Genomic DNA, 11,099 nt, shown 5'->3' with positions numbered 1-11,099 from the left:
GCTTTCAGATTCAGGGCTTTCAGATTCAGGGGTGGCAGATTCAGACCAATCCGATCGCCTCTTCCAGCGATTTGACCCGCTCAGGCCTGCCACCGCTGATCTCCACTACCCGGCAGGCCTGGGGACAGCGAGCGGGCAGGTCATGGCGATAGAGCTGCTTGAAGGCGGCATCAACCCAGGCGCGATAGGCCCCTTCCACGGAACGGATGCCGTCGTTCTCCAGGCAGGGGTCGATGCCTGGCTCGCCCGTGAGGGGCAGGAAGGCGATCAGGTCGTAACTGGCCAGGGCCTGACTCTCGAGGATCATGGACCACAGCTGCTCGATGAAGGCGGCATTGATGTCCGAAGGAAAGGGCAAATCGTTTTTCTCCTGCATGTCTGGACGCACCTCCACCGTGCGGAGACGTTCATCTCTGGGTAGCCCCTCGTTGCTACCCATGGCGCGGGCGTAGAGGGAGTAGGGGATGAAGTCCAGGCAGCTTCGGTCGCAGATCACCCGGGCCTCGGGCATCTGCAGCCGTGCCTGGTTGATGCGATCAATGGCGTGCTGAGTCATCAAGCGGTTGCAGCGCTGGCTGGCCCGCTCGCCGAAGTGGATGCGCTCCTGGCGGGCGAAGAGCTCCCGGTAGGGCTCATCAAACAGCTGAAAGTCTGGGTGTGCAGCCTGAAAATCCCGCACCAGCGTGGATTTGCCCAGGCTGTGGGATCCACTGATAGCGATTCTCATGGCGTTGCCCTGCTGACCAATCCAAACACCACTTCTTCTCTAGAGGCCAGCCCCCAGGCGAGAGTGCCATCCTGAGCCTGACCCCCCGATAGCCCCAGTGGTGGACACTGCCCAGTTGCGTGCCCTGTTCAGCAAGCCCTACGGCGCCCCCGGGCCGAGCGAGGCCCAGTGGCGGGAGCTCTACGCCGAGGATGTGCACTTCAGCGATCCCACCCAGGAGCGCGAGGGCATCGCGGCCTACATCGCCGCCCAGGAGGGCCTGCTCAAGCGCTGCGACGACACCTATCTCACCCCTGGCGCCATCGCAATCGAAGGCAACAGCGCCTTCGTGGAGTGGGAGATGGGGCTGAAGATCAAGGGAATCGAGTTTGTGTATCCGGGCGCCACCCGGCTGCTGTTCAACGGCGAGGGCAGGATCTGCGACCACCGCGACTACTTCGATTTCGTCGGCCCCACCTTCGGGCCGGTACCGCTATTGGGTGGCTTCGTGCGCTGGCTCTACGGGCGCTTTGTGGGCTGAGGGAGCTAGGGAGCTGGCGCACCCCCCTGCCAGGATCGGTGCATAGATCCGTATTCCAGTTGCCAATACCGTTGCTGCGGGCCCTGGCGATCGGTCTGCTCCTGGCGACCACGCCGCTGCAGGCCGCTGCGGTGCTTCGGGTGGGGGTGGCGGATGGCTCCCAGCCCTGCTCGTTCCGCAAACAGGGCAGCTGGAGCGGGATGGCCGTGGAGCTGTGGCAACGCATCGCCGACCAGGAGCGGCTGCCCTACGTGCTGGTGGCACGGGAGAACCCCGCCAGCCTGCTGGAGGCCACCCGCCGCGGTGAACTGGATGTGGCCATCGGCTGCATCACCGTCTCACCGGAACGGCTGGGGAGCAACCGTTTCTCCCTGCCGTTCCAGGAGACTGGACTGGGGGTGATGACCCTTCGCTCCCGGCTGGACCTCGGGGTATCGCTCCTGCAGTCGCTGCTGGGCCCCGACCTGATTCGCCTGCTACTGGCCTATGTGGGCCTTATCGGCCTGCTGAGCGTGGCGGTATGGCGGGTGGAGCGCTCCGGCAGCAAACCGGCAGCCTGGGAAGTGGGTCGTCGCCGCGGCTTTGCCCTGATCTTTCAGGTGCTGGCAACCGGGCCAGGCACCAACACGGTGGTGGTGACAGCCCGGGGTCACTCCCTGGTTTTTCTGGCTTACCTGGTGCGGATCGTCAGCGCGTCCCTGCTGGTGAGCTACGTGACAATCAACGTGGTGCGTGGCAATCAGGACCTGGCCAGCCGCTCGGTGCGCAGCCTCAACGATCTGGCGGGTCAACGGGTGGCCGTGCGTCCCGGCAGTGTCAGCGAAGAGCTGCTGCGAGGCCTGAATGGCAGCGGCCTGCAGCCGCCGATCCAGTTACGCAAGTTGATGCGGGTGCCGGATGCCGATTCCCTGCTGGCAGCTGGCACAGTAGATGCGGTGATGGCCGATGACATCCAACTTGATTTCCTGCTGCAACAGATCTCCGACAAGCGCTTCGGCCTGGCCCTACGCGACCTCAATCCTCAGAGCCAGGCTTTTGCCTTGTCCCCCACACTGAACAACGCAAGTGTCAGCCGGATCAACGTGGCCCTCGGCCGGCTGAAACGAGATGGGGTGGTGAGCCAGCTGCGCCGTCAGGCGATCAACGGCTGGTAGACCCTGGGGGCGCGGCAACATGGGGTGCGAGCAACTTGCCGCCATGAACCGTCTTCCATCGCTGGCCCTTGCGGGGTTCTGCCTAGCTTTGGCGGGCTGCGGCGGCAACCCCTCCCGTGAGAACGCATCCGCAGTAACGGGACCGATCCGGATCGAGCTCGACCAGAAGGCGCCGTCCAGGAGCTATGGAATTCTTACCCGCGGCCAGCAGCGCAAAGTCTTCAAGGTGGGTTTCGGCCGGAACGGCATCACCTGCGCCGGCAGCCGCTTCGAGGAGGGCTACACGCCGCTGGGGCGCTTCCGGGTAAATGGGATCTTCAGCCACGATCGCTTCGAGATGGAGCCGGCGCTGGCCGTCCAATCAGGCAAGAGCGAAGCTGAACTGCGCCGAACTCTCTTCCGCAACATGAACGCCATCGACTTTGACGGCGATGGTGAAACTCGGGAATACGGCAGCGGCTACGTGAGCCTGGCGCCGGTGGGCAGCGTCAAGCAGCCGTTCGCCTTCAACACTTACGAAGGAAAATTCCGCTGGTACAGCTTCGCCATCCACGGCAGCAATAACGACAAACGCATCGGCCAAAAGGTGACCGGTGGCTGCGTGAACGTAGCCGAGCCCGCACTCCAGGGCCTACTCTCGGCCGTGAAGCTGGGCGATGAAGTGGTGATCAGTGCCAAAGGACCCTGCACGCCGTGAAAGGCGCCTGGTGGATTAGTTTGAAGCAAGCTTCACTACAAACATGAATCAATTCACGTGCTCGGGTGTGCTGCTGCGGCATATCGATCACCCGGGGAAATCCCCCAGCCGTTACTACTGATCCATGACCAAATACCGGATACGACGCGATGACGGCGTCAGCGATGCCATCACCAAGCGGCTATACGCCAGCTACAACGAGGCCCATCAGGAACTCGAACGCTACTACGCCGATCTCTGCTGCTCGGACGATCGAGAATATTACCGAATCGAAGAAGACACCAGCGCAAGGGGAACCCAACCGACTGTCTGAGCTAAACGCCCCTGGGTACAGGCGATCTGCTGATGGGCTCAGGATGGATAACATATGTTCGGACCCCCAGAAGCTGTTGGCGCTTCCCATGTCAGTTAACACGAGCTGTTCGTATTGAACATCTGCGCAGACTGTGGGGGTGCGATTTAGGAAGAACTCAAAGTGCCACTTGGTTTTGTTGCTCTCCATGGCCGAATCAAGCGCTCCCCCTGAACCAAACCAGCTCCCAGATCAGGACCCATCCCCCCTGGTCCGACCGGACGCCGTGCTGCGCTGGCTAAAGGAGGGCCACGAACGTTTTCTAGATGGCCACTCCATACATCCTCACACCACTAGAGAACGCATGCGGGCTGTGGTGGAAGGGCAGCATCCCCTAGCGGCAGTGCTCGGCTGCGCCGATTCGCGGGTGCCGGTGGAGCTGCTCTTTGACTCAGGTTTCGGCGACCTGTTTGTGGTGCGCAATGCCGGCACGATGAGTACCACTGCAGCGATCGCCTCCCTCGAATATGCGGTGGGCCATCTAGATGTATCGCTGGTTGTGGTGCTGGGGCATGAGGCCTGTGGCGCCGTATCTGCCGCCCTTAACCCTCAATTGCTGCTCACGCCCAGCCTTTCCCAGGTGGTGGGCCAGCTGCGCATGGAGCTGTTGCAGTATGGCGAGCACCTCTCCCTGGAAGAATCCTGCCGGCGCCACACACTCAGCGCCGCCGCCAATCTGGTGCACTCCAGCGTGCTGCTGACCGATCGGGTGCGCGCTGGTCATTTGGCGGTGGTAGCGGGCTATTACGACCTGCACAGTTCCGCGATCGATTGGATGGGACATGTGGAGCCGATTGGTTATCCCGGCCCCGCACAAGCGTCCATCTCCCGGCAGCGCTGAGCGTCCGCACCTACACACGCCAGAGCCCCAGCCACTCGTTTGTGCGCTTGTCCCAGTTCGATGCGGCCTTAGTGCGGATCTCAGCAACAGAGCATTTAGAAGGCGCCCCATGGGTGATGCGCTCTTCAAGGGACATGAGTTAATCCCCTGAGATCGCCTTCGCCAGAACAGATGCCACGGATTCTTTAAGGGTGAACCAGCTGCCCGCTAGCAGCGATGCGGGGGCGCCGAGTTTAATCCATGTGCAAGTAATTTGGCTGCATCATGGTAAGAAGGCGGAAAGATTGGCCGCTGCATTATGCCCATCTCATAAATTTTAGCCCAATTATTTGCACGCTGACTGTCACCATCCCCGGGAGGGCGCTCAACCCAGTTCCCCGCTGGTTTCCAGGGCCACACCGGCCTGGCGCATTGAAGCTAAAGCGCGCTCCAGCGATCCCCCTCGGCTAATGGCACGGCAACCTGGCAGAAGTACACGCGTGCGGTAACCCAGGCGCACGGCGTCCTCGGATGACCAGACAACGCAGTGATCAAGCGCAAGCCAACGATTGCCACGGCATCAACGCCGCGTCCCCGGGGGGGCCCGAACCACGCTGGAATTGCGGGCGCGCATGACCGAGGACGAGGCCAAGGGCATAGAGGGCCTCGAGGTCGATGGTCCCAAGGGGTTAGCCGCCCGCCCCAAAGCCAGCAGAGGACGGTTCAGGCACCTTCCTGCAGAATCAGGTCGCTGCCAAAGGTAGGATGAACCACTGAATTCTAATTCCGGCCTGGGAAAGCCCCGTACGATTTTGGAGGTCAGGACCCAGGAGTGCGGCCGCACCGTGATCGCCGCCGACCAGAAGCACACCAGCCAACGTTGCAGGCCCTCCGGTCACACCGACGCCGGCAACAGGCTTAGCCAGTAGCTGGTGGTCGAGCTGGCAGATGCCCTGCGCGACACCCTGGCTGCGGTGGTCGATGCCTGCGGCTGCACCCTCTACGGGGAGCCGGGGGAGCACCACTAATTGGCGGGCGTGACCTCAGCAGGGCCAGAGCGCAACAGCTGTATATAAGTCCACCGGCCCGGGCGACACCATCAGCAGCTCTACCTCTCCCGAGTGTTGCCATCTGGCTTGATTTCGTTTCGCCCCATTGCTACGGCCGCCCTTCCGGCCACCACCACTGAGCTCCGACCATGGCTGCGTGGGACCGCCTGACTACAGCGGGCAACTGCACCAGGGGCCGCTCATCAATCCTCGCTCTCATAGTCCTGATCGACCGGGTAAGATAGTTCTTCCGTAGAGACTTGTTCAATCTTTGCCGGTGTAGGCGAGCAGTCCCCGGGCGGTGTCTGTGACGATCGGCAGGCCTTCTGGATCCAGCAGGACCAATTGGGCCAGCAGACCCGCCTGATCCCAATAGATGTGCTCGTAGGCCACCTTGCCGTCACGCACTCCCACGATCCCACCCAGGGCCATCTCCACAGCCCGACCTGTAGCCGCCACGCCGGGCAGTAGGTGTCCGATTGTCTAAGTGTGGCTGAAGCGGATCACTAGTTCATCTACCAGCCGCTCTCCATCCACCGTGCGCTAGGTGGAGATGAACTCCACATCAGGCGGAAAAAACTGGTCAATAAGTTGGGTGGCATAGAACGTGGCCACGCCGTCTGCCCCCTGGCCGCCCGTGCCTGAGGCGAGTTTGAGCAGGTGGGGGGCGTCGACCATGGTGACCATGGTGCCGGCGAGATCGGAATTGGGCTCCGCTTGCATGTGAGCCTCGAATAAGGCTGCCGCAGTGGAGGTTGGCAAAACGGCCACGTTGGATGGAGAGGCCTTGGCCGAATCCGAAATGAAGTATGCAAATGTAGGCGCTTGGCTACCATCCTGCTGAAACCAGCAGCCAACGCAGGCTCAACCCATGACCACCACCCTGCAAGCTGCAGCTGACGCTTTCTATGCAGCCGGGAACAAGTTGCTGGCGGGAGATATCTCTGCCTTTGAAGCCATCTGGTCTGAAGCCGACGACATCAGCCACCTGGGGCCCATGGGTGCCACTTACACCGGGCGTACCGCCGTGATGGAGGAATTCGCCCGGGAGTCTGCCATGGGATTTGAGGGGACTCTGGAGGTTGATGATCACCAATTCGTGGAATCCGCTGAGATGGGATATCTGGTCTGCATGGAGCGGACCTGCGGTATGACCAAGGCCGGCGAAGCGATCAAGAGCGACATTCGCGCCACCACGATCTTCCGCAAGGAATTGGGCCACTGGCGGGTGGTGCATCACCACACCGATCGCTTTTAGGGGCCAGAGGTAGCTAGCTAGTCCCGATTGGTGATGTCGATCGATAGTCCGCACATGCCCACGATCGTGCCGGATGGGTCGCGCAGAGGGCTCTTGATGGTGAATACTCCTGCTCCTCACCGCTCTCCTTGATGATGTCGCGCTACTCGCGCGCGACTGAGGTGCCGTGGGCGATCACCTCGACATCGTTCTCACGCAAGACGTTCGATTTCTCGAGGTCGAAGAAGTGGCTGTCATCCTTGTCAATGATCCCAGCAAGGTCGGCACCAAAGATGCGCTGCACCGCCGCATTGGCGTAGGTGTAGTTGCCATCGAGATCCATGGCGTAGGCCGCAGCGTCGCATAGATCAACGATCACCTGCAAAGGAGCTGCTCTGCCTGTTTTTCCGCTGCTGGTGATTGTTCATGCCCTGGCCGCCACGGTGTGGACTGGCGGGCATTTGGTGCTGGATCTGGGGTTGTTCCCCAGGGCCTTGCGAGCACAGAGCGCTGCCCAGGTCCGCGCCTTCGAGGAGGTTTTTGAGCCTCTGGGGCTCACGGCCCTGGCGATTCAGGTACTCACCGGCCTGGGAATGGACTGGATCTATCTCCCCGGCTTCCAGGGGCTGTTCAGAGCGGCCAACCCGATCGGCATGTTGGTGGTCCTTCTTCGTCTCTGCGGATTCGGGCTGGCCCGCGCCGGCGAGGTCATCAGGCTCTGCGGTCCGAGCGCCGTGGGTTTCATTCGCACCACCGCCAGACAGAGCTGTCTGTACAGCTCCGATACCAGACCCGCTCCACCTGATCCAAACTCAGCGCATCAGCCTTAGTCCAAGCCGGATCAACCCTGAGCCGGCACTCAACGGTCGTTCCGGCTCAGGATGGCTTGCCAAGGGGATAAATGAGTTCTAGGGGCCTCCACAAGCGTGAGCCGCAGACTGCTGCAGAACTCGATGGCGCCCATTGAGCCGTGCAGGCCTCTGGCGCTTCTCAGGGGTGAGGGCTCCTCAGAGCAAGCCGTGACACCTCTGAGATCCAAAGGGCCGCAACTCAGCCGAGGATTTTCGCAAACGGGTGGAACCGGAAACGATTGGTCGGGTCAACAATCTTCTTGAGGCCCCTGATGCTGTCCGCCATGGCTTCCGTGCCAAAAATCCCGGATGCTGTCACCGAGGAGTTGACGTCGTCGGGCTGGGAGTGAGTGCCGCTGAAGTCGAGCGAAAGGCCATCGACGTGCTGCGCCTTCTCCATGACCCGCTGGGTGAGGGTGGCAATCTCCTGGCGTTCTGCCACCGTCTTGGCTTTGGCGTCGTAGAGGGTGATGAGATCGACAAAGAACTGGTGATGGCAGTTGCCGGTGGGAATCTCGCTCTGTGAGAGAACAGCGCCTCCCAGCGTCCGAATTTCCACGATCGAAAACTGGGCCTGATCCAGAGGCGCTTCGGCAACGACGGTGTCGCAGATGAAGTCAAGGACAGCATCGGTAGGCGGACCATTGGTTCCCATGGAGTGTTGAAGCATGCCTAGCGGACTGCCTTTCATTTCGGCGATGACCGGCCATAGGGCGGTCGCCGCTTCGTACCACGTGCTCCAGTGCGATTTCAAGACTATCGAAAGATTCAAGCTGGCCGCGAGAGCCTCCAGCGGCTTCACAAACTCTGCGGTGCTTCCTTTAAAGGCGTCATAAAATACAACTGTAACCACTAAAGCCTTGGTCCCAGTGACCACCAACTCCATCGAGACGGAGTCGTTGGGAAGCGTGGAGTCTCTCTGGATGCGGAGTGCGCCGCGTGCAAAGGCCACCGCCTGCTCCCGGGTTTCGTAAGCAACAACCCGTTGCTCAGCGCTCTGCAGTATGCTCGCGGGGCCCATCATAATCGTGACGTCGACCACGATGCCAAGAGCACTACCGGCTCCCAACATCGCTATAAACAGGTCGTCCTCAGGAGTGAGCACCCGGATGTCACCCTCTGCCGTAACCATGGTCAGGCGGACTACCCGCTGTCCGAGCAAGCCGAGACGCCGCGAGAAGTAGCCACTCAATCCACCGTTGACGATATAGCCCACAACTCCGACATCCGGACCGGTTCCCACCGGCAAGGCGGCTTGACGGCCCTTCACGGCCTCGACAAGCTCACGAAAAACCACACCGGCTTCAACCGTGACCAATGAACTTTCGCCCTCCTGGTGAAACGCGATAGACTTCAGGTGTACCAGATCCAGAACGATCGCTTCGCTACTGGCGAACATTGCTGCGTTCGATGTTTCGTGTCCTCCGCCCACGCAGGCAATGGCGATAGTCGCTGGTATCGATCTGACCAGTTCGGCGATCTCCTGGGCTGATCGAGGACGGTAGACTTGGCGGGCGCAGGTTGTTGAGGGGATCGAACCGTCGCTACTCGTCCTCAGCAGCCTGTTGCCACTGAGGCAATAGGTGCGCTGCAATAACCATGCATCCTTCGGCTCAACGCATTCGATCGCACCACTACCTTGATCATCGCCAGTTCCATCCGGGGTTGATCCCTCCCCGAAGCCAAAGGCACCGATTTCGGGCTTTTTCGGTGCTGAGCCCATGGCCGAACCTGACAATAATTTGTTAATTCTATCTCCCTGCCGTAGACGGACACCACCATGCCGATTGGGCTGAGGTGTGGCATCACCCGACTGAACGACACATTTCTACTGGGACGATCAAGCGATAACCAGCTGCTCTCCCTGCAAGTGAATCGGCAGAGGAAGCTGTAGGCGCCTGCCTCTGCTTGAGGCAGCGGAACTGTTCAGGCGGCCCGACGGCTTGGATTCCGGGCGATGCAGTTCAACCTGGTGGTGTGGCAGTGCCTCCAGAAAGGCGGAGGTGTTCAACAACTCGTGGAATTGTGCCGCGAGATCATTCCGGCTCTCAGGTGGGCTGAGCCTGCATTCCTCCGGCAGCGAGGCACGGCCGTCCACCACCGCCATCGGGTCTTCCAGATCGTAACTGAAAAGAAGATCGCCGTTGACTCGTCCGCGGAATGCGCGGCGACAATTAGGTAGGCGATCATCGCCGCCCTGGCGGGGACGCCATCACCGATGGAGTAGCTAAGGCCACCTGGCTCGTGCGCTCCGCCAATGCAGCAGCATTGAGCGACCCGCCCATCCCGGCGGAGAGGAGATCTTCGTGCTCGAAAGCGTGTTCCAGACAGAGCTCGGTAGCTATCGCGCCGCTAGCTGTCAGCGCTGTCCGCCCAGCAGCGTGCACCGACCCTGAAGTGCAGCAAGCCGTACCATCTGGGTGCGCGGCGACACTTAGGTAGGCGGGCGCGTAAGTAATCAACGCCGGGCAGGGCGGATTTCTTTGAACTTTAACGCTGCAATCACAGCACAGAAAACTGAATGCCTATCGTTTCGCGCCCAGAAGATTGCGAGATGAACCAATAAGTTTTGCCACCCCCCTTGTGAGACCATCCTCTTCATATTTGCTTCAGAAGTGGCGTGTAAGCGGAGTTTTTGGGTTCTCTTTGGTCTTCCCGTGCTTTTGGCATCGTTGTCTTTACGGGATTTGTCTTGTTTCAGGCGGCGCTGGGCTTTGATGCATGACCCTCAGTGTCTCTTATTAGATACTATGTTTGCGAGTTGAGTTACTGCCTTACCCTGCTAAGGCAATTGAAGAATTGTGTGCTTTATGGGAAAACAAGTACGCTTCACACTTGCCAAAGCAATCGCCAAGGCAAATCTGCGTCGTGCTGAGGCGGGTGAGAAGGCAGTTACGATGAATTCGTTGGCAGTGGCGGCAGGCGTGGCAGCGACAACAATCACAAGATTGGGTCGCAGTGCTGACGACCCAAAAGCAGCATCAGCACTTTCCTTGGAGTTGGCAGGGAAGATTGTTACGGTACTGGATTGCGGGATTGAGGATCTGTTGGAGGTCGTCGTTCAATGACTAAATTTTTCAGCACGAACAAAGACCACAATTCTTCCTCCCCTTTTAGATCCTATTTGTCTCGCCACTGGGAGGATATTTTCTTTCTAGTTTTGTTTTTTCTTTTATTTTCTCAAGACATATTTTTTATTAATGGCACCAAGTCAATCTTGGGTAGCAACGGAGGAGTGCTTGCCGCCTTTGTTTCATTTGAGTCTTTTATTCTCACTGCCGCATCCTTTGTAACAGTACCCTTATTCCTAGTGCCTTTGGTGTGCCTGGCCGCCTATCAAGGCAGGCCAAACTGGGTAAGAAGGTATTTAGACCTTGTTGGACTATATATCGTCGCGAGGATGTTTATTCAATTGGTAGGCCTTAATCTACTCGTCTTTGATCGTGAATCTCCCAGGTTTGCACTTATTACTCAATTGCTGTTCTTTATCCCTTATTCATTGCTTATTTGGGGATGGATCTACTGGCGCCTTGATAATTTTGTAAATGCCACGAATCAAAGACATTTCAGATTGGATTGCGAGAGAGATGATCCGCGACCTATTGATTACTTTGTAGCGTCATTCACCTCTGTATCCGATCCGCCCATCAGTTCCATCAAGGGGCGTTCTGCTCGGGCACGAATATTGATCA

Annotated in this window: 13 protein-coding genes and 1 pseudogene; 9 read left to right on the top strand and 5 right to left on the bottom strand. The window is 59.4% G+C overall.

Annotated elements, in window-relative coordinates:
• Positions 1–40: 40 nt before the first annotated feature.
• The gene (locus KBZ15_RS09895; protein WP_255015042.1) at positions 41–727 is read right to left on the bottom strand and encodes an AAA family ATPase; all 687 of its coding nucleotides are present in this window, start codon (positions 725–727) and stop codon (positions 41–43) included.
• A gap of 100 nt (positions 728–827) precedes the next feature.
• Between KBZ15_RS09895 and KBZ15_RS09890 the strand changes: the two genes are divergently transcribed.
• The 5 genes from KBZ15_RS09890 to KBZ15_RS09870 all read left to right on the top strand — a co-directional run bounded on the left by KBZ15_RS09890 (position 828) and on the right by KBZ15_RS09870 (position 4,291).
• Positions 828–1,247, top strand: coding sequence for a nuclear transport factor 2 family protein (locus tag KBZ15_RS09890; protein WP_254930921.1), 420 nt, complete (start codon positions 828–830; stop codon positions 1,245–1,247).
• 59 nt (positions 1,248–1,306) lie between these two features.
• Positions 1,307–2,401, top strand: coding sequence for a transporter substrate-binding domain-containing protein (locus KBZ15_RS09885; RefSeq protein ID WP_255015040.1), 1,095 nt, complete (start codon positions 1,307–1,309; stop codon positions 2,399–2,401).
• A gap of 43 nt (positions 2,402–2,444) precedes the next feature.
• Positions 2,445–3,098 carry a L,D-transpeptidase gene (locus KBZ15_RS09880; protein WP_254930909.1) on the top strand — a complete coding sequence of 218 codons (654 nt, stop codon included), beginning with the start codon at positions 2,445–2,447 and terminating at the stop codon, positions 3,096–3,098.
• Between the two features lie 124 nt (positions 3,099–3,222).
• On the top strand, positions 3,223–3,411 hold the full coding sequence (locus KBZ15_RS09875) for a hypothetical protein (RefSeq protein WP_254930910.1): 189 nt from the start codon (positions 3,223–3,225) through the stop codon (positions 3,409–3,411).
• A gap of 187 nt (positions 3,412–3,598) precedes the next feature.
• Complete coding sequence (locus KBZ15_RS09870) at positions 3,599–4,291, top strand: carbonic anhydrase (RefSeq protein WP_255015038.1); 693 nt, start codon at positions 3,599–3,601, stop codon at positions 4,289–4,291.
• A gap of 1,292 nt (positions 4,292–5,583) precedes the next feature.
• On the opposite strand, the gene KBZ15_RS09865 is transcribed toward KBZ15_RS09870, so the two are convergent.
• Both KBZ15_RS09865 and KBZ15_RS09860 read right to left on the bottom strand, forming a co-directional pair.
• Positions 5,584–5,778: an ester cyclase gene (locus KBZ15_RS09865; protein ID WP_255015037.1), complete on the bottom strand. Its 195-nt coding sequence runs from the start codon at positions 5,776–5,778 to the stop codon at positions 5,584–5,586.
• 84 nt (positions 5,779–5,862) lie between these two features.
• Positions 5,863–6,042 (bottom strand): hypothetical protein, encoded by a 180-nt coding sequence (locus KBZ15_RS09860; protein WP_254930913.1) that lies wholly within the window; start codon positions 6,040–6,042, stop codon positions 5,863–5,865.
• Between the two features lie 148 nt (positions 6,043–6,190).
• On the opposite strand from KBZ15_RS09860, the gene KBZ15_RS09855 reads away from it, so the two are divergent.
• Positions 6,191–6,577, top strand: coding sequence for a nuclear transport factor 2 family protein (locus tag KBZ15_RS09855; RefSeq protein WP_254930914.1), 387 nt, complete (start codon positions 6,191–6,193; stop codon positions 6,575–6,577).
• Between the two features lie 142 nt (positions 6,578–6,719).
• Here KBZ15_RS09855 and KBZ15_RS09850 read toward each other — a convergent pair whose 3' ends face one another.
• Positions 6,720–6,935, bottom strand: a complete 216-nt coding sequence (locus tag KBZ15_RS09850; RefSeq protein ID WP_254930915.1) for a PAS domain-containing protein — start codon at positions 6,933–6,935, stop codon at positions 6,720–6,722.
• A gap of 37 nt (positions 6,936–6,972) precedes the next feature.
• On the opposite strand from KBZ15_RS09850, the gene KBZ15_RS09845 reads away from it, so the two are divergent.
• Positions 6,973–7,386, top strand: a complete 414-nt coding sequence (locus KBZ15_RS09845) for a hypothetical protein (RefSeq protein ID WP_254930916.1) — start codon at positions 6,973–6,975, stop codon at positions 7,384–7,386.
• Between the two features lie 220 nt (positions 7,387–7,606).
• On the opposite strand, the gene KBZ15_RS09840 is transcribed toward KBZ15_RS09845, so the two are convergent.
• Positions 7,607–9,130: an FAD-binding oxidoreductase gene (locus KBZ15_RS09840; protein ID WP_255015035.1), complete on the bottom strand. Its 1,524-nt coding sequence runs from the start codon at positions 9,128–9,130 to the stop codon at positions 7,607–7,609.
• Positions 9,131–10,217: 1,087 nt separating this feature from the next.
• Between KBZ15_RS09840 and KBZ15_RS09830 the strand changes: the two genes are divergently transcribed.
• Both KBZ15_RS09830 and KBZ15_RS09825 read left to right on the top strand, forming a co-directional pair.
• Entirely contained in the window at positions 10,218–10,475 is a 258-nt protein-coding gene (locus KBZ15_RS09830; RefSeq protein WP_254930918.1) for a helix-turn-helix domain-containing protein, read from the top strand.
• Positions 10,472–11,099, top strand: a pseudogene (locus KBZ15_RS09825) (hypothetical protein); the annotation flags it as partial. The gene KBZ15_RS09830 and the pseudogene KBZ15_RS09825, both read left to right, overlap by 4 nt.

The sequence above is a fragment of the Cyanobium sp. BA20m-p-22 genome (assembly GCF_024346275.1).
Classification (GTDB): Bacteria; Cyanobacteriota; Cyanobacteriia; order PCC-6307; family Cyanobiaceae; genus Cyanobium_A.
The sequence above is the reverse complement of the archived record's forward strand: the minus strand, read 5'-3'. Positions and strand labels throughout refer to the sequence as shown.

Bases quoted from the DNA above. Each gene is read 5' to 3' on its own strand.
- KBZ15_RS09870 (WP_255015038.1), top strand. From the start codon at position 3,599: ATGGCCGAATCAAGCGCTCCCCCTGAACCAAACCAGCTCCCAGATCAG.
- KBZ15_RS09860 (WP_254930913.1), bottom strand. From the start codon at position 6,042: ATGCAAGCGGAGCCCAATTCCGATCTCGCCGGCACCATGGTCACCATG.
- KBZ15_RS09895 (WP_255015042.1), bottom strand. From the start codon at position 727: ATGAGAATCGCTATCAGTGGATCCCACAGCCTGGGCAAATCCACGCTG.
- KBZ15_RS09880 (WP_254930909.1), top strand. From the start codon at position 2,445: ATGAACCGTCTTCCATCGCTGGCCCTTGCGGGGTTCTGCCTAGCTTTG.
- KBZ15_RS09855 (WP_254930914.1), top strand. From the start codon at position 6,191: ATGACCACCACCCTGCAAGCTGCAGCTGACGCTTTCTATGCAGCCGGG.
- KBZ15_RS09875 (WP_254930910.1), top strand. From the start codon at position 3,223: ATGACCAAATACCGGATACGACGCGATGACGGCGTCAGCGATGCCATC.
- KBZ15_RS09830 (WP_254930918.1), top strand. From the start codon at position 10,218: ATGGGAAAACAAGTACGCTTCACACTTGCCAAAGCAATCGCCAAGGCA.
- KBZ15_RS09840 (WP_255015035.1), bottom strand. From the start codon at position 9,130: ATGGGCTCAGCACCGAAAAAGCCCGAAATCGGTGCCTTTGGCTTCGGG.